The organism is Pseudomonas sp. GM_Psu_1, from assembly GCF_026544185.1.
In the GTDB taxonomy this organism is placed as follows: Bacteria; Pseudomonadota; Gammaproteobacteria; order Pseudomonadales; family Pseudomonadaceae; genus Chryseomonas; species Chryseomonas oryzihabitans.
Genome location: NZ_JALNUX010000003.1, coordinates 90,720 through 115,697 on the forward strand (window position 1 = coordinate 90,720; position 24,978 = coordinate 115,697).

Annotated in this window: 21 protein-coding genes; 5 read left to right on the plus strand and 16 right to left on the minus strand. The window is 67.7% G+C overall.

What is annotated here, in order from left to right:
* Positions 1–70: 70 nt before the first annotated feature.
* Positions 71–1,300, minus strand: coding sequence for a carbohydrate porin (locus OXS31_RS05555; protein ID WP_027601917.1), 1,230 nt, complete (start codon positions 1,298–1,300; stop codon positions 71–73).
* Between the two features lie 206 nt (positions 1,301–1,506).
* Between OXS31_RS05555 and OXS31_RS05560 the strand changes: the two genes are divergently transcribed.
* Both OXS31_RS05560 and OXS31_RS05565 read left to right on the plus strand, forming a co-directional pair.
* Positions 1,507–2,451, plus strand: coding sequence for a 2-hydroxyacid dehydrogenase (locus OXS31_RS05560; RefSeq protein WP_267398276.1), 945 nt, complete (start codon positions 1,507–1,509; stop codon positions 2,449–2,451).
* A 53-nt stretch (positions 2,452–2,504) separates the two neighbouring features.
* Positions 2,505–6,851, plus strand: coding sequence for a DEAD/DEAH box helicase (locus tag OXS31_RS05565; protein ID WP_267398278.1), 4,347 nt, complete (start codon positions 2,505–2,507; stop codon positions 6,849–6,851).
* 3 nt (positions 6,852–6,854) lie between these two features.
* Here OXS31_RS05565 and OXS31_RS05570 read toward each other — a convergent pair whose 3' ends face one another.
* Positions 6,855–7,580 carry a TorF family putative porin gene (locus OXS31_RS05570; RefSeq protein WP_027599811.1) on the minus strand — a complete coding sequence of 242 codons (726 nt, stop codon included), beginning with the start codon at positions 7,578–7,580 and terminating at the stop codon, positions 6,855–6,857.
* Positions 7,581–8,049: 469 nt separating this feature from the next.
* Here OXS31_RS05570 and OXS31_RS05575 point away from each other — a divergent pair, with 469 nt between their 5' ends.
* A complete protein-coding gene (locus OXS31_RS05575; protein ID WP_007158915.1) occupies positions 8,050–8,181 on the plus strand; it encodes a hypothetical protein in 132 nt (43 codons plus the stop codon).
* A gap of 70 nt (positions 8,182–8,251) precedes the next feature.
* Here OXS31_RS05575 and OXS31_RS05580 read toward each other — a convergent pair whose 3' ends face one another.
* The 5 genes from OXS31_RS05580 to OXS31_RS05600 form a co-directional block, all read right to left on the minus strand.
* Positions 8,252–9,016, minus strand: coding sequence for an ATP-binding cassette domain-containing protein (locus OXS31_RS05580; RefSeq protein ID WP_007158914.1), 765 nt, complete (start codon positions 9,014–9,016; stop codon positions 8,252–8,254).
* A gap of 34 nt (positions 9,017–9,050) precedes the next feature.
* Positions 9,051–10,163, minus strand: a complete 1,113-nt coding sequence (locus OXS31_RS05585; RefSeq protein WP_267398280.1) for a succinylglutamate desuccinylase/aspartoacylase family protein — start codon at positions 10,161–10,163, stop codon at positions 9,051–9,053.
* Positions 10,164–10,200: 37 nt separating this feature from the next.
* The gene (locus OXS31_RS05590; RefSeq protein ID WP_007158912.1) at positions 10,201–10,911 is read right to left on the minus strand and encodes an ABC transporter permease; all 711 of its coding nucleotides are present in this window, start codon (positions 10,909–10,911) and stop codon (positions 10,201–10,203) included.
* The gene (locus OXS31_RS05595) at positions 10,908–11,648 is read right to left on the minus strand and encodes an ABC transporter permease (protein WP_007158911.1); all 741 of its coding nucleotides are present in this window, start codon (positions 11,646–11,648) and stop codon (positions 10,908–10,910) included. The genes OXS31_RS05590 and OXS31_RS05595 overlap by 4 nt, the downstream gene beginning before the upstream one ends.
* A gap of 102 nt (positions 11,649–11,750) precedes the next feature.
* Positions 11,751–12,530: a transporter substrate-binding domain-containing protein gene (locus tag OXS31_RS05600; RefSeq protein ID WP_007158910.1), complete on the minus strand. Its 780-nt coding sequence runs from the start codon at positions 12,528–12,530 to the stop codon at positions 11,751–11,753.
* 351 nt (positions 12,531–12,881) lie between these two features.
* Between OXS31_RS05600 and OXS31_RS05605 the strand changes: the two genes are divergently transcribed.
* Positions 12,882–13,319, plus strand: coding sequence for a GNAT family N-acetyltransferase (locus OXS31_RS05605; RefSeq protein ID WP_186380367.1), 438 nt, complete (start codon positions 12,882–12,884; stop codon positions 13,317–13,319).
* Between the two features lie 3 nt (positions 13,320–13,322).
* The gene (locus tag OXS31_RS05610; protein ID WP_074583089.1) at positions 13,323–13,808 is read left to right on the plus strand and encodes a hypothetical protein; all 486 of its coding nucleotides are present in this window, start codon (positions 13,323–13,325) and stop codon (positions 13,806–13,808) included.
* On the opposite strand, the gene OXS31_RS05615 is transcribed toward OXS31_RS05610, so the two are convergent.
* The 9 genes from OXS31_RS05615 to OXS31_RS05655 all read right to left on the minus strand — a co-directional run bounded on the left by OXS31_RS05615 (position 13,748) and on the right by OXS31_RS05655 (position 24,923).
* The gene (locus OXS31_RS05615) at positions 13,748–14,851 is read right to left on the minus strand and encodes an FUSC family protein (RefSeq protein ID WP_144959204.1); all 1,104 of its coding nucleotides are present in this window, start codon (positions 14,849–14,851) and stop codon (positions 13,748–13,750) included. The two genes, OXS31_RS05610 and OXS31_RS05615, sit on opposite strands and share 61 nt — an antisense overlap.
* 3 nt (positions 14,852–14,854) lie before the next feature.
* Positions 14,855–16,576 carry an ATP-dependent DNA ligase gene (locus OXS31_RS05620; protein WP_027601923.1) on the minus strand — a complete coding sequence of 574 codons (1,722 nt, stop codon included), beginning with the start codon at positions 16,574–16,576 and terminating at the stop codon, positions 14,855–14,857.
* Positions 16,573–17,592: a ligase-associated DNA damage response exonuclease gene (locus OXS31_RS05625; RefSeq protein WP_267398284.1), complete on the minus strand. Its 1,020-nt coding sequence runs from the start codon at positions 17,590–17,592 to the stop codon at positions 16,573–16,575. The genes OXS31_RS05620 and OXS31_RS05625 overlap by 4 nt, the downstream gene beginning before the upstream one ends.
* Positions 17,593–17,653: 61 nt before the next feature.
* Positions 17,654–18,400 (minus strand): uroporphyrinogen-III C-methyltransferase, encoded by a 747-nt coding sequence (cobA, locus tag OXS31_RS05630; RefSeq protein ID WP_042133466.1) that lies wholly within the window; start codon positions 18,398–18,400, stop codon positions 17,654–17,656.
* Positions 18,401–18,641: 241 nt separating this feature from the next.
* Complete coding sequence (locus OXS31_RS05635; RefSeq protein WP_017642296.1) at positions 18,642–19,442, minus strand: ABC transporter ATP-binding protein; 801 nt, start codon at positions 19,440–19,442, stop codon at positions 18,642–18,644.
* 12 nt (positions 19,443–19,454) lie between these two features.
* On the minus strand, positions 19,455–20,300 hold the full coding sequence (gene ntrB, locus OXS31_RS05640) for a nitrate ABC transporter permease (protein ID WP_017642297.1): 846 nt from the start codon (positions 20,298–20,300) through the stop codon (positions 19,455–19,457).
* A 29-nt stretch (positions 20,301–20,329) separates the two neighbouring features.
* Positions 20,330–21,655, minus strand: a complete 1,326-nt coding sequence (locus OXS31_RS05645; RefSeq protein ID WP_267398287.1) for a CmpA/NrtA family ABC transporter substrate-binding protein — start codon at positions 21,653–21,655, stop codon at positions 20,330–20,332.
* Positions 21,656–21,944: 289 nt separating this feature from the next.
* On the minus strand, positions 21,945–23,189 hold the full coding sequence (locus OXS31_RS05650) for a nitrate regulatory protein (protein WP_267398288.1): 1,245 nt from the start codon (positions 23,187–23,189) through the stop codon (positions 21,945–21,947).
* Positions 23,190–23,252: 63 nt separating this feature from the next.
* A complete protein-coding gene (locus tag OXS31_RS05655; RefSeq protein WP_108581059.1) occupies positions 23,253–24,923 on the minus strand; it encodes a bifunctional protein-serine/threonine kinase/phosphatase in 1,671 nt (556 codons plus the stop codon).
* Positions 24,924–24,978: the final 55 nt, after the last annotated feature.

Sequence of the window (24,978 nt, forward strand, 5' to 3'; positions counted from 1 at the left end):
GTCAGGAAACCGACCGGGCGGCATAAGTTTAGTTCGCCCGGTTATGACGGGCGGTCTCGCTTGCCCCTGTCTACCACCAGGTTTCCAGCTGCACGCCGAAGTTGTTGCCGTGACGGGCATCGCCGAAGGCGCCGCTGTCGGACAGCGCCGTACCGGCCACGGCAGCATCCTGGGCACCGCGGTTCCAGCTGGCGTAGGTCCAGTAGAGGCGGATCTCCGGCCGGTCCATCAGCCCCATGCCGCCCAGCGCCAGGGTCGGCGCCACGGTGACCTTGTTCAGCTTGCGGGTGGCGCCGCTGTCGGGATGGATCTGGTCGTGGCCGAACTCCACCTGCAATTTGAACAGACGGGTGAAGGCATAGCTGGGCCGCACGCCGAAGGAGTACCAGGTCTGGCCGCCATCGCCGGGGGCGCGGTCGCGCTGATAGAGCGCCAGCAACTGGCCGCCGAAGCGCGGGGTGAGCTGCCAGCGCGGCGATTCGAGCACGCGCAGGCTCTCGTAATCCCTATCGGCGGTCAGGCTGCCGGTGGCGCCCAGGCCGGTGCCTGGCCCGCGACCGTATTGCACGGTGAAGACGTTGACCCCGCCAAAGAATTGCGCCTGCTTGTGCTCGGCGGTGGCCGACCAGCCGCTGTGGGCGTTCTGTACCTGACCGGCGCGCTGGATGTAGGACAGCCCCAGTTCGATCTCGCCACCGGGATTGGTCTTGATGCCGCCCAGGTTCAGGTCGTGGCGGTTGGCCTTGTCCGGCTGGTCGATGTTGTCTTCGCGACTGAAGGCGTAGCTCAGCCGCAGGCCGCTGTCGCCCAGGCCATAGTCCTCCACGCCGAAACCGGTGCCGCTCGGATTCCAGTAGTAGAAGTCGTTGATATGGATGTCGTGACGTTTGTAGTAGCGACGCCCGGCCCAGAGACCACCGCCATTGAGCGCCGGCAGGCTGAGACTGGTCCAGATCTGCGGCAGGCGCACGTTGCCGTTGTCGCCGCTGAAGGTGGGGGTCTGGTCATAGACGTTGTAGAGGCTGGCCATGCCGTGCACCTTGAGTTCGGTGCCATCGACGCCCTTGTACAGGGTCTGGTGCAATTCGAGTTCCCAGTAGGTCTCGCATTCGTTACCCAGGCGGTACTTGGCGGGTGCGCCGGGCAGCTGGAAGCAGCTCTGCTTGCCGCCTTCCGCGGAGCCGCCGACACCCACTCGGCCGTAGCCGCTGAATTCCAGCGCCGTGGCGGTCAGCGGCAGGCTGCCGGCAAGGAAGGCAAGACAGCAGGTGGTGCCGGCCTGGCGGAGAACTCTGGTCATCCCGAAAATCCCTGTGTGGTTGGCGGACGCCGATCGGACCTGGGCCCGGCTCGACAAGTTGCGCGAATTTCCCAGCCGATCAAGGACTTGCCTTGGTTCGAAGGCACGGATCAAGACCGCCGAAAGCGGCAGCCTAAAGAGAATGGTTGACGACCACGGCTCCTGCTGGCGACGCTTGGGTTTTGCCTCAAGGAAAGTATTACAAAATGAAACCGACGCTGCTGATGGCCCCGCAATTGCCCCAGGGACTGGTGACCCAGCTCGAAGCCCACTACCGGGTCCTGGGGCCCTTTCCTTCGACCGATCCCGCGGCGCTGCCCGCGGGGGCCGAGGAGGCCGTGGCGCTGCTGACCATCGGCGGCCTGCCGACCCGCGCCGCGCTGCTGGATACCCTGCCGGCGCTGCGGCTGGTGGCCTGCTACGGCACCGGCTACGAAGGCGTGGAACTGGACGCCTGCCGCGCGCGCGGTATCGCCGTGACCACGGCGGGTGATGCCAATGCCACCGCCGTAGCCGAATTCGCCTTTGGCCTGGTCCTGGCCAGCGCGCGCCGCCTGCTGCAGGGCGATGCCTTCGTCCGCAGCGGCCGCTGGCAGGGCAACGCCGTCGAGCGCATGCCCCAGGTCCCGGGCCTGGCCGGGCGGCGTCTTGGCATCTATGGCCTGGGCGAGATCGGTCGGCGCATCGCCCGGCGTGGCGCAACCTTCGACATGGAGATTGGCTACTTCAATCGCTCAAGGCGGGAGGGGCTGGACTATGCCTATCACGGCAGCCTGCTGGAGCTGGCGCGCTGGAGCGACGTGCTGGTGGTGGCGGTCCGCGCCAGCGCCGAGACCGTGGGCGCGGTGGATGCCGAGGTCCTGGCCGCGCTCGGCGCCGAGGGCCATATGGTCAATATCTCTCGCGGCAGCGTGGTCGACGAGGATGCCCTGGCCGACGCCCTGGAGCAGGGGGTGATCGCTGGCGCGGCGCTGGACGTCTTCGCCCGCGAACCCGAGGTGCCCGAGCGCCTGCGCCAGCAGCCCAACCTGGTGCTCAGTCCCCATGTCGCGGCCAATGCGGCCTCGGCCCAGCAGGCCCAGCAAGAGGTGATGCTGGCCAACCTCCACGCCATGCTGCAGGGGGGCGAATTGCGCAATCGCATCGCCTGAGCCGCCGGTCGGCTTGGGTTGTGGCCCCGGATGGCCCCTCCCATATTGGGCGCATGACCTCGAATTCGCCTGCCGCCGTCCTGGCGGACTTTCACGACGCGCCGCGCAGCTGGTTCACGACGCGCTTTCCCGCCCCGACCGAGGCGCAGCTCAAGGCCTGGCCGGCCATTCGCGCCGGTGAATCGGTGCTGGTGGCGGCGCCCACCGGGTCGGGCAAGACGCTGACCGCCTTCTTCGCCGTACTCGATGGCCTGGTGCAGGAAGCGTTGCAGGAGGGTGGCCTGCCCGAGGCCTGCCTCTGGATCTATGTGTCGCCGCTCAAGGCCCTGTCCAACGACATCCGCCTCAATCTCGAAGAACCCCTGGCCGGCATCGGCGCGGCGCTGGAGGCGCGGGGGTTGCCGCCGCTGGCCTTGCGCACGGCGGTACGCACCGGCGATACCCCGCAGAAGGAGCGGGCCGCCATGCGCCGGCGACCGCCGCACCTGCTGGTCACCACCCCCGAATCCCTCTATGTGCTGCTGGGTTCGGATTCCGGGCGACGGATGCTGGCCAGCGTGCGCGGCGTCATCGTCGACGAGATCCATGCCATCGCCGATGGCAAGCGCGGTAGCCACCTGACCCTTAGTCTGGCGCGTCTGGAGGCCCTCACGGGCCATCCGCTGCAGCGCATCGGCCTGTCCGCCACCCAGAAACCGCTGGCCGCCGTGGCCGCCTTTCTGGTCGGCCGCGACGCCCAGGGGCAGCCCAGGCCCTGCACCGTCATCGACATCGGCCACCAGCGCGCCCGCGACCTGGCGCTGGAGGTGCCGCCCATTCCCCTGGAGGCGCTGCTGTCCACCCAGGCCTGGGAGCTGATCTACGACCGCCTGGCCGAACTGGCCGAGGCGCACCGCACCACTCTGGTGTTCGTCAACACCCGCCGGCTGGCCGAGCGCATGGCGCGCCAGCTCTCGGATCGCCTCGGCAATGCCCAGGTCGCCGCCCACCACGGCAGCCTGGCCAGGGAGCAGCGACTGGACGCCGAGCAGCGCCTCAAGCGCGGCGAGTTGCGGTTGCTGCTGGCGACCGCTTCCCTGGAGCTGGGCATCGACATCGGCGAGGTCGATCTGGTCTGCCAGATCGGCTCGCCGGGTTCCATCGCCGCCTTCCTGCAACGGGTGGGCCGCGCCAATCACCAGGTCGGCGGGCTACCCAAGGGACGGCTGTTTCCCACTTCGCGCGACGACTTGGTGGAGTGCGTGGCGCTGCTCGACTGCGTGCGCCGGGGCGAGCTGGATACCCTGCACATCCCCGTGGCGCCGCTGGACGTCCTGGCCCAGCAACTGGTGGCCGAGGTCGCCTGCCAGGAGTGGTCGGAAGAGTGCCTGCTGGCCGTGCTGCGCCAGGCCGAACCCTATGCCGCGCTGAGCGAGGCCGACTACCGGGCCGTGGTGGAGATGCTCAGCCAGGGCTATACGGATCGCCGCGGTCCGCGCGCCGCCTATGTCCATCGGGATGCGGTCAACGGACTCCTGCGCGGCCGTCGGGGCGGCAAGGCGACCGCCGTGATGAGCGGCGGCACCATCCCGGAAAGCGGCGATTTCAGCGTGCTGCTCGAACCCCAGGGCCATACCGTCGGTAGCGTCAACGAGGATTTCGCCTTCGAAAGCCTGGTGGGCGACGTCTTCCAGCTGGGCAACACCGCCTACCGCATCGTCAAGATCGAAGGCAGCAAGGTGCGGGTGGAGGATGCCAAGGGCCAGCCGCCCAACATTCCCTTCTGGCACGGCGAGGCGCCGGGGCGCAGCGATGAGCTGTCGGCGGGTCTGGCGCGGCTGCGCGCGGAACTCGAACCCCTGCTGCCCGGCGCCGACGAGCCGCCCGAACCGGCCATCGCCCGCATCGGCGCGGCCTATGCGCTGGCCGAGGACGCAGCGCGCCAGCTGGTGGACTATCTCGGTCGGACGCGCCAGGCGCTAGGCGCCTTGCCGACCCAGCAGACCCTGGTGATGGAAAGATTCTTCGACCAGGCCGGCGGCATGCAGCTGATCATTCATGCGCCCTTTGGCAGCCGCATCAACCGTGCCTGGGGCCTGGCCCTGCGCAAGAGATTCTGCCGCACTTTCAATGTCGAGCTGCAGGCGGCGGCGACCGAGAACGCCCTGATCCTCTCGCTGGCCACCAGCCACAGCTTCGTGCTCGATGAGGTCTGGCGCTATCTGCATCCGGCCACCGCCGAGACCGTGCTGATCCAGGCGCTGCTCGACGCCCCGCTGTTCGCGGTGCGCTGGCGCTGGAACGCCACCACGGCCCTGGCGCTGCCGCGCTTCAGCGCCGGGCGCAAGGTGGCGACCCAGGTGCAGCGCATGCGCAGCGAAGACCTCCTGGCCACGGTCTTTCCCGATCAGGCGGCCTGCCTGGAAAATCTCGCCGGCGAGCGCCAGGTGCCGGAGCACCCGCTGGTCCGCCAGACCCTTGATGATTGCCTGCACGAATCCCTCGACAGCCGCGGTTGGCTGGCCCTACTGGGACGCATCACGGCGGGCCAACTGACCCTGCTGACCCGCGACCTGCCCGGACCTTCGCCGCTAGCCGCCGAGGTGCTCACGGCCAAGCCCTATGCCTATCTGGACGACGCGCCCGTCGAGGAGCGGCGGACCCTGGCGGTGCAGAATCGCCGCTTCGGCGGTGCCGATCCCGACGAACTGGGCGCCCTGGATCCGGCGGCCATCGCCCTGGTGCGGGAGGAAGCCTGGCCGCGGCTGGAAAGCGCCGATGACCTGCACGAAGCCCTGCTGGGCATCGGCTTTCTCACCGAAGCTGAAGTCGCACCGCAGCAGACCCAGGCGCGCCAGCTGGTCAAGGCCGGGCGGGCAGGGCGGCTGCGGCTGCCGGCGGCGACCCTGTGGATCGCGGCCGAGCGACTGCCCTTGTTCCAGGCGCTGTTTCCCGGCGTCGCCACCGAGCCGGCGCTCGAGGCGCCGCCGGGTTTCGCAGCGCCCGCGGATGCCGAGGCGGCCTTGGTGGAGCTGCTGCGCGCGCGCCTCACCGCCCTGGGTCCGGTAGACCAGGATGGACTGGCCGCCAGTCTCGGGTTGCCGTCGGCCCAGCTCACACCGGCGCTGCTGGCCCTGCAGGGTGAAGGCTATGTCCTGCAGGGACGCTTCACAGCGGCGGACAGCGCCGGGGAATGGTGCGAGCGCCACCTGCTGGCGCGGATCCATCGCTATACCCTGGGGCGGTTGCGCAAGGCCATTGAGCCGGTGGCCCTGGCCGATTACCTGAGATTTCTGCTGGAGCACCAGCATCTGACCGGTCCGGCGATCCTGAGAGGCAATGAGGGCCTGGAGCAGGTGATCGGCCTGCTGGAAGGCTTCGAGGTCGCCGCCGCCGGCTGGGAAGGCGAGATCCTGCCCAGTCGCCTGCCGAGCTATCAGTTCACCTACCTCGATGACCTCTGCCGCGCCGGTCGCGTGGTCTGGTTGCGCCTGCCCCAGGCGGGGCGCGGAGGCGGCGGACCGGTCAAGGGTTCGCCCATCGTCCTGCTGCCGCGCCGCCACCTGGCCGACTGGAACAGCCTGACCGAGCCCGCCGGCAGCGAAGTGCTGTCACCCAAGGCGCAACGGGTGCTGGAGGTGCTGACCCACCGCGGCGCCTCCTTTTTCGATGAATTGCTCGGCGAGGCGCGCCTGCTGCGCAGCGAGCTGGAGACGGCCCTGGGCGAGCTGGTAGGGGCCGGTGTGGTAAACGCCGACAGCTTCGCCGGCCTGCGCGCCCTGCTGCAGCCGGCGGCCAAGCGCGGCAGCGGTCGCAGCGGTTCGCGGCGCGGGCGCATGGCGCTCTATGGCGGGATGGAGGATGCCGGTCGCTGGGTCGCCTTGCGGCCCGCCGAGGCGTCGGACGAGGCGCGGCTGCCGGATGCGCTGCTGGAGCGGCTGGTCGGGCTGCTGCTGCGTCGCTATGGCGTGCTCTGCTGGCAGCTACTGCAGCGCGAAAGCGCAGTCCTGCCGCCCTGGCGCGATCTCCTGCGTGCCTGCCATCGCCTGGAAGCCCGCGGCGAAATCCGCGGCGGGCGCTTCATCGCCGGTCTGTCCGGCGAGCAATTCGCCGATCCGGCGGCCATCGCACCCCTGCGTGAGTGGCGCCAGCGTCCGGCGGAAGATCTCTGGGTGTGCGTCTCGGCGCTGGATCCGCTCAATCTGGTCGGCACCCTGCTGCCCGGGGCCAAGGTGCCTGCCGTGGCCGGCAATCGCCTGCTCTATCGCGACGGAGTGCCGATCGCCACGCGGGTGGGAACCAGGGTCAACTGGCTGGTGGAGCTGGACGCAGGAGAGCAGGTGCGGGCGCGGCAGGCGCTGCAGCAACTGGGACGGGAACGGCCCCAGGTCGGCATCGGGCGCAGCCTGCTGCGGCAGTAACGACTAGAAGAAGGGGTGCGAGGCCTTGAGCATCAGGGCGCTGTCGCAGTAGGTGTTGTGGCCCGAATACACCGAGCAGTCGGCGCCTCTCAGGCTGGTGCCGCTGTAGGTCAGGTTGAACAGGGTATTCACCCACTTGCGACTCAGATTCACCGACCAGTCGTTGAAGCTGCGCACCATGCCGCCGCTGTCGAGGGTCGTGGGTACGTCCAGCACATAGTTGGTGTACTTGAGCGAGACACCGGTCTTGATCAGCGGCAGGGTCCCCAGGTCGGCATAGACCGAGGCATTGTGGCGCCCCGGGTCATTGGCGAAGGCGGCGCCCAGGCGCTTGCCATAGACGGTCATCCCGGAATACAGCTCGCGACTGGGATCGACGTTCTGGATCAGGTTGCTGTAGTTGATCACGCCCAGTTCGTAGCCATAACCTGGGGCGAAGCGGTGCTTGTAGCCGGCGTAGGTGTCCATCTCCAGCAGCGGCGCTTCCGCGGACGAGGCGTTGTTGGTCGTCCACTGGCCAAAGTACAGCCCGCTGTCGTGGGTGAGATCGAAGCCACCGCCCATGCCGGCGGAGTTCGGTGCGACCAGTCCCTGGGCCATGCTGCGTGACGGCGCCGTGCCCATCTTCAGATCGAAATCCCCTACCTCGCGCTGCATGCCCCAGCTGGCCGCCAGCGCCGGACTGGCCAGCAGCCCTAAAACGAGGAAGAGAGGTAAGGATCTGGTCATGGGAGCACTCCTGCCGTGCCGGTCACGCTAACTTGAGAAAGGATGTGATGGGGATAACAACAAGCAGGGAGAACATCGAGGTGCGAACACCCTGATGACATCGTTGTTATTGGATGAGAAACCGCGGCTAACCCGTTATCGTCCCTCGATGATAACCAACGAAGAGGGCATTTTTTCGCCATTCGTCAGTTTTCAGATCGAGAATTGAACTCGTCGTTAGGCTCCAGACCTTCGAATTTGATATGGGTTCCGATAACAATCGGCAACCGACTGCTCTGCGAGCGAGCATCCACGAGGCCACTGCCGTCCAGTAAAAGACACACTTTTTGACAAAGCGCAGCCCTGTTGCGACGAACAACCGCACGCCAGTGGATTGAATCGACAGGGAAAGGCTCAATATTGTGGAGGAGGGCAGCACGCGCTGCCCGCCATGGCTGTCCCTGACTGAGCGCTGGCTCGAGGAGTTTTCATGAACGACCGTATACAAGCTCTGATGCTGGACCTGCTCGCCCGACTCGGTCTGGTCAAGGCCATCCCGATTCCCAGTCGCGAGCGCGAGCAACTGGCTGCCCAGCGTCGTCGTCAGCAGCAGCGCCGCTGAACGCGCTGATGCGAATCCGAGCGGCGGGCGCCGCCGGGTTCGCGTAGGGTCCCCGGCCGGGGACCCGGGCTTACTTCAGATTGCCGCTGAGAAACTGGCGCAGGCGTTCGCTCCGCGGACTGACCAGCACTTCGCTCGGCGGACCTTCTTCCTCCACCACCCCCTGGTGCAGGAACAGCACCTGGGAAGACACCTCGCGGGCGAAGGCCATCTCGTGGGTCACCATGAGCATGGTACGACCTTCTTCCGCCAGGGCGCGGATCACCTTGAGCACCTCGCCGACCAGCTCCGGGTCCAGGGCCGAGGTGGGCTCGTCGAAAAGCATGATCTCCGGTTCCATCGCCAGCGCACGGGCGATGGCGACCCGTTGCTGCTGACCGCCGGACAGGAAGGCGGGGTACTGTTCGGCGACTCGGGCGGGCAGGCCGACCTTGTCCAGGTACTTGCGTGCGCGGTCTTCGGCTTCCGCCTTGCTCACGCCCAGGGCCTTGCGCGGCGCCAGGGTGATGTTGTCCAGCACGCTCAGGTGACTCCAGAGATTGAAGTGCTGGAAGACCATGGCCAGGCGGGTGCGCAGATTCTGCAGCTGGGCCGCATCGGCCACCCGGACGGCGCCGCGATCATCGGCCATGCGAACGGTCTCGCCGTCCAGGGTCATGGTCACGGCGTTGGGCTGCTCGAGGAAGTTGATGCAGCGCAGAAAGGTGCTCTTGCCCGAGCCACTGGCGCCGATCAGGCTGACCACATCGCCGGTCTTGGCCTTGAGCGACACGCCCTTGAGCACTTCATGGTCGCCGTAACGCTTGTGCAGGCCTTCGACGGTCAGTTTGTACATGGATAGGGATTCCACAGCAGAAAAGGGGTAGGGATCACGGCGAGAGCAGGTAGCCGCTGCGATAGGCCTCGGTGCCCGCCACATGGGCGATCACCATGCCGGCGGTGGCCATGCGGCGATTGGAGCGCGCATAGAGGATGCCGGCGACCGCGCTGCGCACCTCTTCGACGCGATCGCTGATCGGATCTATGACGTGCGCCAGCACCTGGCCGACCGCGATGCGCTCGCCCACCTGGGCCTTGAGCACCAGCACACCGCCCTGGGTGGTCGCCACCGGCTCCACGGCCGCCAGCGGCGTGGCCGGTTGCAGGAGCGGTGGCAGCGGGGCGGCGGTGCCGCTCAGGAAGCCCTGGTTGCGCAGGTAGTTGACGATGGCCTCGGCATCCGCGGCGGCGAGATCATCACGCACGTCCAGCTGGCCGCGCAGCTCCAGGGTCACCGACAGGCTGCCCAGGGGCAGGCGCTCGCCAAAGCGCTGGTTGAGATTCCACCAGAGCAGGGTGAAGCATTCATCGAAGGACTGGCCGCCCGAATCGGTGGCGAGCAGGCTGGCTTCGGAACCGAAGTAGCGCGCCAGCGGTTCGACCTGGGGCCAGGCTTCCGGCGTGGTGTAGAGGTGGGCCACGGCGTCGAAATCGCAGTGCAGGTCGAGCACCACCTCGGCGTCGCAGGCGAGGCGCTGCAGGGTCAGGCGCTGACTGTCGAGCTGGGTGGTGGCGGATTCCGCGGCCAGGGCCGTGCGGAAGACCTCGCGCACCAGGGCCTGGTTGGCGGCCACGTCATCGCCGAGGCGCTCGGCGATGACGGCCTCCACCTGGGCGGTCATGTCGCGGAAGCGGCGATTGAAGTTCTGCCCCGTCTCCAGCTCGTAGCGACCGAGGTGGACGTCGGCGACCTGCTGGTCCTGGCCGATGGGATTGGCTACCGGCACCAGCACCACTTCCGCCAGCAGTTCACCGGCGGCTTCCAGCGCCTTGAGGCGCTGCTTGAGGTGCCAGGCGGTGAGCATGCCGGGCAATTCATCGGCATGCAGCGAGGCCTGGATATAGACCTTGCGACCGCTGTCGGCGGGGCCGAAGTGGAAGCTGTGGATGCAGCGCTCGGTGCCCGGGACCGGGGCGACCAGCGGATGGGTGAGATGGCGCATGACAACTCCGGGGCCGCGCCGGGCGCGGCCGCTTGGGTCAGTGGGTCGGGCCGAGGAAGGCCAGCCAGCGGCGCTCCGCCAGGCGGAACAGGCCGATCAGGATGAAGGACACCGCCAGGTACAGCAACGCGGCCAGGCCGAAGGCCTGGAAGGTCAGGAAGGTGGCGGTGTTGGCATCGCGGGCGATCTTGAGCAGGTCCGGCACCGTGGCGGTGAAGGCCAGGGTGGTGGAGTGCAGCATCATGATGACCTCGTTGCTGTAGAACGGCAGCGAGCGGCGCAGCGCCGAGGGCAGGATCACGTGCACATAGAGGCGCCAGCCGTCCAGCCCATATGCCTTGGCCGCCTCGACCTCGCCATGGGGTGTGTTGCGGATGGCCCCGGCGAAGATCTCGGTGGTGTAGGCGCAGGTGTTCAGGGCGAAGGCCAGGATGGTGCAGTTCAGACCGTCGCGGAAGAAGCTGCCCAGCATCGGCTGGTCGCGCACGAAGCCCAGGCTGTAGATGCCGGTGTAGCAGATCAGCAGCTGCAGATAGAGCGGGGTGCCGCGAAAGACGTAGGTGTAGAAGCCGATCGGCCAGCGCAGCCAGCGGCGCTCCGAGACCCGGGCCACCGACAGCGGCACCGAGACGATGAAGCCGATCACCACCGAGGCCACCAGCAGCCAGAGGGTCATGGCCAGGCCGGTGATGTGGTAGCCGTCGGTCCACAGCAGCGGTTTCCAATATTGCTGCAGGAGTTCGATCATCGCTTGGCCTCCCGCACGCCGACGTGATAGCGCCGTTCCAGCGCCCCGAGGATGGCGTTGGTCACGGCGGTGATGAGCAGATAGATGACGCCGGCGACGATCAGGAAGTAGAACAGCTTGAAGGTGCCCTTGCCGGCCTCCTGGGAGGCGCGGACCAGATCGGCCAGGCCGATGATGGAGACCAGCGCGGTGGCCTTGAGCAGCACCTGCCAGTTGTTGCCGATGCCGGGCAGGGCGAATCTCATCATCTGCGGAAAGGTGATCAGGGTGAAGGTCTGCCAGCGGGTCAGGCCGTAGGCCAGGGCCGCTTCGCCCTGGCCGCGCGGCACCGCGAGGATGGCGCCGCGAAAGGTCTCGGTGAAGTAGGCGCCATAGATGAAGCCGAGGGTGGCGATACCGGCGGCCATGGGATCGATGTCGATGTAGTCCCAGCCCATGTAGTCGGTGAGGGCGCCCAGCCAGTTCTGCAGGCTGTAGAAGATCAGCAGCATCAGCACCAGATCGGGCACGCCCCGGATCAGGGTGGTGTAGCTCTGGGCGATGAAGCGCAGGGGTGCGAGGCGCGACAGCTTGGCCGAGGCGCCGAGCAGGCCGAGGATGACCGCCACGATCAGCGCGAAGCCGGCGAGCTTGAGGGTCGTCAGGGTGCCTTCCAGGATCAGCGGGCCGTAGCCATGCAGGCTGAGCGTGCCCAGTCCGATGGACTGCAAGAAGGAGTCGAAGGAATTCTGCTGCATGCGTCTTGGGAGAATCGCCTGGTGAGGCCGCGGGCGCCACGAGCGCCAACGGTCATACGTAAAACGCCCCCGGTGGCACCGGGGGCGTCTGCCGAACCGACCTTACTTGGGATCGTAGAGGTTCAGGTCGCCGAAGTACTTCTTCTGGATCTTGTCGTAGGTGCCGTCGGCGTGGATGGCCGCGATGCCCTTGTTGACGAAGGTCTTGAACTCGTCGTTGCCCTTGCGGATACCGATGGCGGTATCGGCCGGCAGCAGCTCGTCGTGGATGGCGGTGTTGGTGTAGCCCTTGCCCTGGGGCGACTTCATGAAGCCACCTTCGGCCTGCAGCATGTCCTGCATGGCGACGTCGATACGACCGGACACCAGGTCGGCATAGACCTGATCCTGGTTCTGGTAGCTCTGGACGTTCACGCCGTTGGGCGCCAGCTTCTGCTTGGCGAAGGTTTCCTGGATGGTGCCCTGCTGCACGCCGACGGTCTTGCCCTTCAGGCTTTCCGCGGTGGCCTGCAGGTTGGCGCCTTCCTTGGTGACCATGGAGGAGGGACCCGACCACAGCAGGTCGGAGAAGTCGATCTGCTCGGCACGCGCCGGGGTCTTGGTCAGCGAGGACAGGATGCCGTCGAACTTGCGCGCGCGCAGGCCGGGGATCAGGCCGTCGAAGTCACTCACCACCCACTTGCACTTCACTTCCAGCTTCTCGCAGATGGCGTTGCCCAGCTCGATGTCGAAGCCGACGAAGCTGCCATCGGCGGCCTGGGATTCGAAGGGCGGATAGGTGGTATCCACACCGAAGCGGATCTCTTTCCATTCCTTGGCCATCGCCGAACCGGCGGCCAGACACAGGGCGAGCGCAGAGAGAGTCAGCCAGCTTTTTTTCATGTCGGATCCTAGTGCGAATGTGGATGAAATCATGGCGCCAGTACGACGCCCGTGCCCTCGCGGGAGCAATAAGCTTACCAGTCGGCGAAGATCGTCCCAAATCTGTACGCGGTTGCCGCGTTGGTTACATCCTGTAGCAGCCGACCCAGCCAAGCGGCGCGCATTATGCACCGGAAAGGCGCGGCTTTCCTGCCCGTGGCGGACGAACGCACTGCTTTGGGTCTAAAAAGACACGCGTGCGCCAAAGGTGGGCAGAAAGGTAGCAGAAGACCCGATTCGATAAGACATCGTATCTGCTCGGTAGCAATAGCGGCGTGCGGCTGTGTGCAAAGGAAACGGGAGCGAGGCGAGATGACCTTTCAGGGAGAAGCTGTGGTACCAGGCGATATCCAGGTGGCGACGGTTGATCAGGCTACGGCGGTCGCCCGCGGTTTTCAGGCTTTCGTCAGCGACCAGCATCCACAGTTGGCCGACGAGTCGGCCGATATCCCGCTCCGATTGGTCGTCGTCGAGGATTCCAAGGTCATTGCTGGCCTCTTGGGTCGCGTGTTCTGGCAGGGTCTGGAGATCGAGGTGCTCTGGGTCGAAGAGCGGCATCGTCAGCGGGGATTAGGGCGGCAGCTCTTGCAGCAGGCGGAAGTCGAAGCTCGTGCCCTGGGGGCCCAGGTGGCCTATCTGCGTACTGCCCAGGCCACAGCCTTCTATGAACGCTGTGGGTACCAGCACTGCGGCTTTCTGCCGCGACCGCTGGGGACAGGCCTGCACAGCTACCACAAGGCCCTGGGCTAGCCGGTGGCGCGAGGCCTGGGCAGGCTACTGGCGCTGATCGCCCTGGCCGCCCTCTATGGGGCGCTGCATGATCAGGTCAGCTATGGCCTGGGTCCGGATTACTTCACCTGCCTGAAATTTCCGCAATTCGGCCTGCTCGACACGGCGCTGGCGCCTCATTGGCGAGCGGCCAGGGTCGGCCTGCAGGCCGGCGCGGTAGCCGGACTGCCGCTGGGCCTGGCGTTGCTCTGGCTCGCCCGCGGGCGGCCTGCCGGTGACCGCTATCTCTGGCGCGGCAGCGCGGCTGTGCTGCTCGGCGCACTGGGCTGCGCCCTGCTGGGCCTGGGCCTGGGTTGGCTCGCCCTGGAGCTGGGCAGCGTCCTGCGGGTGCCGGCCTGCGTGCAGGATCGTCGTGGTTTCCTGCTGGCGGCCTGGATGCACGATGGCAGTTACCTGGGCGCCTTGCTGGGGTTGCTGGTGTTTGCCTGGCGCAACCGACGTCGCCGCTGAAGGCGGGCGAGTCCCTGTTCGACGCCGGCCTCCAGCGCCAGAAAGAGCAGGGCGACCGCGCCGCCGAGCAGGGTGCTGCCGATCCGTTCGCGGGCGATGCTGGCTTCGGGCGCGCCGGCCAGGGCGACCATCAGTACCGTGGTGCCGGTGATGAACAGCGTCTGCAGCGAGTAGCGCCCGTCCTGCAGCAGATAGGCACCTGCCGCACACAGCAGGCAGGCGCCGGCCAGGACGACGGGGGTGTCATCGAGCCAGACCACCGCGCCTGCCAGCAGGCAACCGGCCAGGGTGCCGCCCAACCGGCCGAGGCCGCGCCGCCAGGTGTCGCCCAGGCGCGGCTTGAGCACCAGCAGTGCGGTCATCGGCGCCCAGTAGCCGTGACCGTACTCCAGCAGGCCGGTCAGGGTCTGGCAGAGAGCGACCACGGCGGCGGCATAGAAGCCGTAGCGGCCGAGGCGAAACCTGTCCGCGAACAGCACCACGACCTCGTGGAAGTGGGCTTTCAGGGAGCCGGTGCGCAGCCGCCACTGGGAGCGGTAGAGCGCCTTTTGCACCAGGGCGAAGAGCACCAGCTGCAGCAGTCCGCCGCCCAGCACCAGGCCGCCCCGCAGCAGCGCCTGCTGCAGGTCACCGGGAAAGCCGCCGGCCACCAGCAGGGCCACCGTCCATTGCTGGGTGATCCACCAGGGACCGTTGCCAACGGCGAACAGCCAGGCACAGCAGGCGGCCCAGAGGGCACCGGCCAGGACCAGCGCCGGCAGCTGATGACCCAGCAGGGAGCCGACCACGGCGGAAAAGGCCATCCCCAGCGCCGCCACCAGCATGGGTGCCAGAGGTTCGGCGGCAAAGCTCTTGTAGGCGCCGAAGCCGACGGTATAGGCGCCGCCCAGGGCCACCACGCAGGGCAGCCAGGCACCCGTCCAGCCGCCGGCGAGCAGGATGATCGCCAACGCCGGCAGGCAGGCCAACGCCAGGGCCCAGCGCGGTTCCCGCGGGGCCCCTATGTCGCCATCGGCGACCGGCGGCGCGGTCTGACCGGACATGGGCTAGGCCAGTAGATTCTGCAGGATGTCTAGGGTGTCGGCTTCGGCCACCGGCTTGTCGTGACGCCAGCGCAGCATGCGCGGAAAGCGCACCGCGACGCCGCTCTTGTGGCGCTTGGACAGGGCGATGCCCTCGAAGCCCAGTTCGAACACCAGGGTCGGCTCGACGCTGCGCACCGGGCCGAACTTCTCCACCGTGGTGCGCCGGACGATGGCGTCGACCTTGCGCATCTCTTCGTCGGTCAGACCCGAATAGGCCTTGGCGAAGGGCACCAGGGTGCGTTCGCTGCTCTCCGGCGGACCGTCCCAGACGGCGAAGGTGTAGTCGGAATAGAGACTGGCGCGTCGCCCGTGGCCGCGCTGGGCATAGATGAGCACCGCATCCACCGAAAAGGGATCGACCTTCCACTTCCACCAGGTGCCCATGTCCTTGGTGCGACCGACGCCATAGAGCGAATCCTGGGCCTTGAGCATCATGCCTTCGACGCCCAGGGTGCGGGAGGCCTCGCGCTGGCGGGCGAGGTCCTGCCAGTCGCGCCCGTGCAACAGTGGCGAGGGTCTCAGCAGCGGGCTGGCGCAACGGGCCACCACTTGCTCCAGCTCGGCGCGGCGCTGGCGTTGCGGCTGGCTGCGCAGGTCGTGACCCTGCCATTCCAGCAGGTCGTAGGCGAGCAGGATGACCGGCACGTCTTCGAGAATCTTCTTGCCCAGGGTCTTGCGGCCGATGCGTTGCTGCAGCAGGGCGAAGGGTTGCACGCCGAAGGGGATGGGTGCCGCCGGATCGCGGCCGTCCTGCTGCTCGCTCACCTCTTCGCTGCTGAGCAGGGTGTCGGGCGCGGCGTCTTCCTTCCAGACCACGATCTCGCCGTCGATCACGGTGCCATCGGGCAGCGCTTCCGCGAGAGGATGCAATTCCGGAAAGCGATCGGTGACCAGGTCTTCGCCCCGCGACCAGATCCACAGCCGACCGTCGCGCTTGACCAGCTGGGCGCGGATGCCATCCCACTTCCATTCCACCTGCCAGTCCTCGGCCGGCCCCAGTTGCGCCTCGAACTGCTCCACTGGCAGTTGCAGGGCGTGGGCGAGAAAGAAGGGATAGGGCTGGCCGCCGCGCTGGGCGTGCTCGTCCGGACTTTCCGGGGCGACCAGGCGGGCATAGCCCTCGGCGGTGGGACGGTGGGAGAGATCGGTATAGCCCACCAGGCGCTGCGCGACGCGCTTGGGATCCAGGTCCGCCAAGGTGGCCAGGGCACGGGTCACCAGCAGCTTGGAGACACCGACACGGAATTCGCCGGTGATCAGCTTGATGCAGACCATCAGGCTCTGGCGATCCAGCTGGCCCCAGAGCGGCGGCAGGCGCTCGGCCAGCTCTTCCGGAGGCAGGCCGCGCAGGGGCAGCAGGTACTCCTCCAGCCAGAAGGCCAGGCCCTCGGCGTTGGCGGCATCGGCGGTGGGAATCAGCAGGGCCATGGTCTCCGCCAGGTCACCCACCGCCTGGTAGCTCTCTTCGAACAGCCACTCGGGCAGGCCGGAGAGGGCCATGGTCAATTCGCGCAGCTGCCGGGTCGGCACCAGCCGACGGGGGCGGCCGCCGGCGAGGAAGTACACCGCCCAGGCGGCATCCGCGGCCGGGGCGCTGCCGAAGTAGTCCACCAAGGCCGCGAGCTTGGCATTGCTGGAGGTGGTGGCGTCGAGACGCCCGTAGAGTTCGGCGAAGGCCTTCATGCCTGGGCCTCCGCGGCGACGGGGGTGTCGTCTTCCTCACCGTATTCGGTGGTGAAGCCCTGGGCGTCCAGCCCCTGGTCGCGCAGGTAGCGCACCAGGGTGGCGACCGAGCCATGGGTGACCATCACCCGCTCGGCGCCGGTCTGATCGATGGCCCACAGCAGGCCCGGCCAGTCGGCGTGGTCGGAGAGCACGAAGCCGCGATCCACGCCGCGCCGGCGGCGGGTGCCGCGCAGCATCATCCAGCCACTGGCGAAGGCGTCGCTGTGTTCGCCGAAGCGGCGGATCCAGGTACTGCCCCCGGCCGAGGGCGGGGCGATGATCAGCGCCTGACGCAACGCGGGATCGCTCTTCTTGAAGTCGCCGGCGTAGTGGGTCTCGGGAATGCGGATGCCGGCCTCGCGATAGACCCGGTTGAGCGGCTCCACCGCGCCATGGGCCAGGATGGGGCCGATCTCCGGATCGAGGCCGTGCAGCAGGCGTTGCGCCTTGCCGAAGGCGTAGCTGTAGAGGACGCTGGCCAGCCCCTGGGCCTGGTTGGCGCGCCACCATTGGTTGACCTCGGCGAAGATCTCGGCCTGGGGTCGCCAGCGATAGATCGGCAGGCCAAAGGTGGATTCGGTGATGAAGGTATGGCAGCGCACCGGCTCGAAGGGGGTGCAGGTGCCATCGGGTTCGACCTTGTAGTCGCCCGAGGCGACCCAGACCTCGCCGCGGTATTCCAGACGCACCTGGGCCGACCCCAGCACATGGCCGGCCGGATGGAAGCTCAGCCTGACCCCGTGGTGGTCGATGACCTCGCCGTACTCCAGGGTCTGGAGGTTGATGTCGGCACCGAGCCGGGCGCGCAGGATGCCGGCACTGGCCGAGGTGGCGAGATAGTGACCGTTGCCTACCCGGGCATGGTCACCGTGGCCATGGGTGATGACCGAACGTTCCACCGGATGCCAGGGATCGATGTAGAAGTCGCCGGGCGGGCAGTAGAGGCCGTCCGGGCGAGCGATGACGAGGTCCATGGGCGCCGCTCTGCTGGGGGATTACCCATAGGAACGGCGGCTGGGCTCCGGAGTTCGCCGCTCAGGCCTGGGCGGCGAAGCTCAGGGCCTGTTGCAGGGCGGCCTGGCCGACCACCTCGCCGATCACCAGGATCGCCGGGCTGCGCAGCTGGAAGAGGGCGGCGTCCACCTGCAGATCCTGCAGGGTCGAGCGGCACTCGCGCTGGCTGGGCAGGGAGGCGTTCTCGATCATGGCCACCGGGGTGGTCAGGGCCAGACCGCCGTCCAGCAGGCCCTGCTGGATCTCGGCCAGGCGCGCCACGCCCATGTAGACCACCAGGGTGGTGCCGGAGGCGGCCAGGGCCGGCCAGTTGGGCGCGCTGTCGTCCTGGGTGTGGGCAGTGACCAGGGTCACGCCCCGGGCCACGCCTCTCAGGGTCAGGGAGATGCCGCAGGCGGTGGCGCCAGCCAGGCCGGCGGTGATGCCGTTGACGATCTCGCTGCTGACGCCACGGGCGGCCAGCCATTCGGCTTCCTCGCCGGCGCGACCGAAGATGCAGGGATCGCCGCCTTTGAGCCGGGCCACGCAACGGCCCTGGCGGGCATAGCGCAGCATCAGTCGATGGATGAAGGCCTGGGGCGTGGAGCGGCAACCGCCGCGCTTGCCGACGCGGATCACCCGGGCGTTCGGACAGTGTTCGAGCACCGCCGGATTGACCAGGTCATCGATCATCACCACCTCGGCCTCACCCAGGGCGCGCACGGCCTTGAGGGTCAGCAATTCGGGATCGCCGGGGCCGGCACCGATCAACCAGACTTTCCCGCTCATGTAGTGACCTCTCGTATCCAGGGTGGCGACTGTAACGCAAAAAAAAGGCGTCCCGCTGCAAGCAGCTGGGACGCCTTTGTCCGGAGGGTCTTTCCTCGCCGTTGAAGAAAGACCTAAGTTGTCTGAGGATTTGCAGGCTTCGTGCCAGTTGCCCCAGCGAGACAAATCCCGGGTTTGTGCGCGCGGGAGACCGCAAAATCGCCCCGTTTCGAGGCGTGCTGCCTCGAAACGGGGCGAATCATCAGGCTACGGCACCGGGGTGGCTGTGCTTCTCGTAGAGGAAGCTCAGCACCGCGTGGCGATAGCCGTTGTAGCGGGGATCGTCGACCAGGGTGATGCGATCGCGCGGCCGCGGCAGGTCGATGGTTAGGATCTCGCCAATGGTGGCCGCCGGGCCGTTGGTCATCATGACGATACGATCCGAGAGCAGCACCGCCTCGTCCACGTCGTGGGTGATCATCATCACGGTGTTGCGCAGTTCGCTCTGGATGCGCATCACCTCATCCTGCAGATGCGCCCGGGTGAGGGCGTCCAGGGCGCCGAAGGGCTCGTCCAGCAGCAGCACCTTGGGCTCCATGGCCAGGGCCCGGGCGATGCCGACCCGCTGCTTCATGCCACCGGAAATCTCGCTGGGTCTTTTGTGCAGGGCATGGCTCATGTTGACCATTTCCAGGTTGTGCAGCGTCCAGGCATGGCGCTCGGCCTTGCTCTTGGCGCCCCGGAACACCTTGTCCACCGCCAGGGCGACGTTCTCGTAGACCGTCAGCCAGGGCAGCAGCGAGTGGTTCTGGAACACCAGGCTGCGCTCCGGACCAGGACCGCGGACCTCGCGGTTCTCCAGCAGGATGGAGCCGGAGGTGGGTTCGATCAGGCCGGCGACGATGTTGAGCACCGTCGACTTGCCGCAGCCGGAGTGGCCGATGATGGAGATGTACTCGCCGCGTTCGATCTTGAGATTGACGTCGCGCAGCACCGTGGAGGTCAGGCCGTTGCGGGTGAAGCTCTTGTCGACGTGCTCGATGCTCAGGTAGGGCTGGGCCATGGTGGGAGTCCTCTAGTTCGCGGTGCCGCGGGTGACCAGCCGGCCGATGAGGGCCACCAGCCGGTCGAGCAGGAAGCCGATGACGCCGACGTAGACCAGCGCCAGGATGATGTCGCTGATGCGCGAGGCGTTCCAGGCATCCCAGATGAAGAAGCCGATGCCCACGCCACCGATCAGCATCTCGGCGGCGATGATGGCCAGCCACGACAGGCCCACGCCGATGCGCAGGCCGGAGAAGATGTAGGGCGCGGCGGCCGGCAGCATGATCTTCTGGAAGTATTCCCAGCCATTCAGGCGCAGGACGCGCGCCACGTTGCGGTAGTCCTCGGGGATGTTGCGGATGCCCACCGAGGTATTGATGATGATCGGCCAGATGGCGGTGATGAAGATGACGAACAGCGCTGAGGGGTGGCTGTCCTTGAAGCCGGCCAGGGACAGTGGCAGCCAGGCCAGTGGCGGCACGGTGCGCAGGACCTGGAACAGCGGATCGAGGCCGCGCATGGCCCAGGCCGACTGGCCCACCAGCACGCCCAGGGCGATACCCACCACGGCGGCCATCAGGTAGCCGTAGGCGACGCGTTCGAGGCTGGCCAGCAGTTGCCAGGCCATGCCCACGTCATTGCCGCCGTTGTCGTAGAAGGGCTGGGTGATCAGCTCCCAGGTGTCGTTGACCACCTGGCTCGGCGGCGGCAGGGCCGCGCCGGGGCGACTGCACAGCAGTTGCCAGACGATCAGCAGCAGGGCGCCCACCACCAGCGGTGGCAGGCCATTGCGCAGCACCTGCTGGCCGAAGCGACGCAGACGGGTTTGCGGACGAAAGGTCGCGAGGGCCTTGGGTGGCCGGGTGTGGGCGTTCATCGGCGGCACTCCTTGAGGGATGGTGGACGTCAGGCCTTGAGCGTCAGGCTGGCGAGATAGGCCTTGGGATCGGCGGGGTCGAACACCTTGCCGTCGAAGAAGCTTTCCTTGCCGCGCGAGTTGCTGGCGGGAATGTCGCCGGCCGGGACACCGATGGCCGCCGCCGCTTCACGCCAGAGATCGGCGCGGTTGACCTTGGCGATCAGGCCCTGGGCATCCAGGTCGCCGGGTAGATAGCCCCAGCGCTGGTTCTCGGTGATGAACCAGAGGTCGTGGCTCTGGTAGGGGAAGGAGGCGTGCTCGTTCCAGAACTTCATCAGGTGCGGACTGTTCTGCACCACCCGGCCGGTACCGTAGTCGAAGGTGCCCTGCAGGCGGCCGACTACGTCCTCGGCGGGCGCGCCGATCCAGCGCCGCTTGGCGCAGATCTCGGCGACCTTCGGCTTGTTCGCCGCCACGTCGCAGTATTGCTGGGCCTCCAGTACCGCCTTGAGCAGCGCCACGGTGGCCCTGGGATTGGCCTGGACATAGTCGCCGCGCAGGGCCAGGGCCTTCTCGGGGTGATTGGCCCAGAGCTCGCCGGTGGTCAGGGCGCTGTAGCCGATGTTCTGCTTGATCAGCTGGGCGTTCCAGGGCTCGCCGACGCAAAAGGTGTCCATGTTGCCGACCTTCATGTTGGCGACCATCTGCGCCGGGGGCACCACCAGGGTGGTGATGTCCCTGTTCGGGTCGATACCGTTGGCCGCCAGCCAGTAGCGAATCCACAGATCATGGGTGCCGCCCGGGAAGGTCATGGCGGCCGAGGTCTTCTTGCCAGCGGCCTGGCGCGCGGCCAGGGCGGTCTTGAAGCCGCTGGCGTCTAGGCCGACCTTTTGCTCCTTGTAGTCGTTTGACAGGGAGATGCCTTGGCCGTCGACGTTCAGCCGTGCCAGCAGCGCCATGGGCAGCGGCTGGCCGTTGGGAGTGATCTTGCCGGAGGCCAGGTGATAGACCATGGGGGTGAGGATGTGGGCGCCGTCGATGCCATTGGCCGCCGAGCCCAGCACCAGGTTGTCGCGGGTGGTGCCCCAGGAGGATTGCTTGAGCACCTCCACCCCGGTCATGCCGTGCTTGGCGAACAGCCCCAGTTCGTCGGCGACGAACAGCGGCGCGGCATCGGTGAGGGCGATGAAGCCCAGTTTGGCCTTGGTCGTCTCCACGGCATCGCTGCCGGAGGCCCAGGCGGCGGACCTCAGCCCGGGTGGCAGCAGCGTGAGCGCGGCGCCAGCGCCCAGTACGCCGAGCGACTGCTTGAGGAAACTGCGGCGGGGGAGTCCGCGACCGGCCTGGTCATCGTTACGCGAGCTGTCGTCCATCGTCCTTCCTTATTTCGCGGGCACAAAAAAAGGCATCCACTCTCGGCAGGCTTGGGCTGCGAGCGTGGACACCTTCGTCCGGGGATTGCTGTGGGAGCGCGAGGCGCTCGCCAGGGCTTCTGCAGGGACTGTGCCAAGCCCGGAATCCCGGGCGATCCAGGCCTTTGCGGGTCTTGGGCGCACAGTCAGGGGGCGTTTCTCTGCCAGGGTGCGCCCTGGCAGCGCATGGAGGGTGCCGAACGGGCCCGGGCAGTACGATGGCCAATACTGATCGATGAATAGTGCCGACCTAGGGCTCCTGGCCGAGTAGCTGCCGGACCAGCTCGGGCAGCGGCCGGCCGCTGCGCATCGCCAGCCGCTGCAGATGCTGGTGGGCGTCCGCCTCCGGCAGTTGCAGTTGCTGCATGAGCTGCTGCTTGGCGCGCTCCAGCAGCTTGCGCTCGACCAGGGAGCGGCGGGTTTCCTGCAGCTCCGCCTCCACCTCGTGCAGGCGTCGGGTCTGCTCGTGCAGCAATTCGAGGATGCCGGGCTGACCTTCGCCTGGCCGGGCTTCACCCAGCGGATTGGCGGTCAGGCTGAACAGCAGCGGCGTGCTCGGCTCGCGGTCGAGCTCGGCCAGGCGGCGGGACAGCTTGCGATGGCTGTCCAGGTCCGCCCGGGCCTGGGCGATGCTCTTCGCACAGCGCGCGCGGAGTTCCAGGACCAGGTGCTGGGCGACCCCCTGCATGGCGTCCAGGCGGCGGGTATTGAGTTCGAACCAGAGTTCGGCCAGCGCCGGCTCCACCTGGGCACTCGCCGAGGTGCGCTGGGCGACGCCGCGCAGCCGTTCGATCTGCGGCCGCGAGGCGCACTCCTGCACCCCGTGCCAGAGGACCAGGGCCTGGGGATCGGCATGATCGAGGAAACCGGCGAAGCAACGGGCCTGGCCACTGTCCAGGTCGTCGAGACGGGCCAGCAGCACGGCATCGAAATGACCCTGGGCGAAGCCGACCACGCCGGTCGCCCGGGCCTGGCCCGCCAGTTCCTTGCCCTGCATGAAGTTGAACAGCGCCACCAGGGCCCGGCTGAGACCCGGGTCGCTCGCCGTGTCGGCCGCCTCGAAGATGACCGCCAGCAAGCCGCCGATCAGGTGCGAGAAGGCCGCGGTGGCCTCTTCCATCCCCAGGCGCCGGTCGAGCACGCCGCGCCTCAGACCCGGCAGGCCATCGAGCAGGTGCAGGACACAGGCGATGCGGTTGAGCAGGCGCGGGCGATCCTGGGCCAGGCTGGCGTCGAAGGTGTCCAGGCCTTCGCGCAGACGCGTCTCGCTGCAGCGCGTCGTCGCCGAATGCCGTTCCAGGGCGCCGCGATAGCGATCGCTGCCCGTCCCCAGCAGGATATTGCTGAAGCCGCGCTCGCGCTGCAGGTCATGTACCAGTGCGCTGGCGCCCTCCACCAGTTCGCAGGTCAGGGCAAGCCCCTCCAGTTGCTGCAGTTCGCAACGGCGGGCCGCCAGCATGAAACGCAGGGCAGGGGGCATCTGGCGATCGGACATGGGGCGAGACTCGAGCAGGAGGCTGGCCACTGGCCTGCAAAAGCTGCTCCAGACCGGGACGCCTCAGTGGCGATAGAGCCACAACAGCCCGAGCACCAGGTTGGCTAGAAGCGACAGGGTCGCGACCACCTGCCAGGTGCGCAGCGGATCGCGGTGCAGCAGCGGCAGGGCGCGGACCGCCGGTTGCCGCTCACCCTGCTCCAGCAGCAGCAGGGCTTCTTCCGCGGTTTCGAAGCGCTCGGCGGGGTCGACCGCCACGGCCCGCTGCAGCCAGTCGTCGAGCCAGGCCGGTACATCCGGACGCCGGCGCAGGGCGCTAGCCGGCGTGCCGAAGCGTGGGCGCTGGAAGGGCTCCACCTCGCCGTAGGGATAAGCACCGGTCAGCAGCTGATAGAGGGTCACCCCGGCCGCATAGAGATCCTGGGCGGGACTCGGCTCGGCACCTTCGAAGGATTCCGGCGCCCGGTAGCTGGGGGTGCCCGGACTGTCCTGCAGATCCTGGGACAGTTGCGGACAATAGGCCAGGCCGAAGTCCAGCAGGCGCAGTTCACCATCCTGGCCGCGGTGCAGATTGTCCGGCTTGATGTCGCGGTGAAGGATGTTGCGTCTGTGCAACTGGCCGAGCGCACGCAACAGGCGCGAGGCGACGTCCAGCCAGTCGGCCAGGGCCAGGGGCCCGTCGCTGGTCAGCTGTTGCGCCAGGGTGCGTCCCGGATATTCGCGCTGTACGAAATAGAGGTGGGCGCGCCGTGGCAGCGGATGCACCTCGACGAAGGCGCGGCCGGCAACGCGCCGCAGGAACCACTCCTCCATGAGCAGGGCATGACCGGCCAGGGTGTCGAATTGCAGTGCCGCGGGGAGGGTCTTGAGCAGCCAGGGGCGGCCACCCTCGTCGGTGACCCGGTAGAGCAGCGATTGCCGCGACTCGGCGAGGCGCTCCACCACCATCCAGCCCTCGAAGGCCTGGCCGGGTTTCAAGGCGGGCAGCGGCGGCCAGGTGTCCGCGTTGGCCAGGGTATCGGCCAGGGAGATGTCCGGCAGGCGATCGACCCGCACCAGCAGGGCGCTGGCATTGTCCTGGCCGCCGGCATGCAGGGCGCCAGCCACCAGCGCCTGGGCGGTGGCGTCCAGATCGCTAACGCCGTCGACGAGGATGCGCCTCATGCTGTCTTCGCCCAGCGCGGCCCAGACCCCATCGCTCACCAGCAGCAGGGTTTCGCCGGCTTCCAGTTCGCCTTCGCGAAAATCCACCACCAGGTGGTTTTCCAGCCCCAGGGCGCGGGTCAGCACATGCTGCATGCCGGCCTGCTGCCAGACGTGGTCGACGGTGAGACAGGTCAGCCGTTCGCCGTGCCAGCGATAGGCGCGGCAATCGCCGACATGGGCCAGGGTGTAGCGCCGGCCGCGGATCACCAGGGCGGTGAGGGTGGTCAGCAGCGGCTGGCCATTGCCGGCGGCCTGCAGCCAGCGATTCTGCGCCAGCAGCAGCCGCTCCAGCGCCTGGGCCACCGGCCAGGTTTCCGGGGTGGAGTAATAGTCCTGGGCCAGGGCCTGAAGGGTGGCGCGCGCCGCCAGGCCACCATCCGGACAGCCGCTGACGCCATCGGCGAGGGCGAACAGATGCCCCTTGGTCGCCGCCAGCGCCGCGCTGGGCTGGACACTGCGCAAGGCGTCCTGGTTTTCCTTGCGCGGACCGGTCGCAGTGGCTTCGGCGAAGGCGAGTTCTAGGGGCATGGACGGGGCGCCAGAGGAGAGAGAAGGCGAGCGATGCAAAAGCGATACCCGCTCG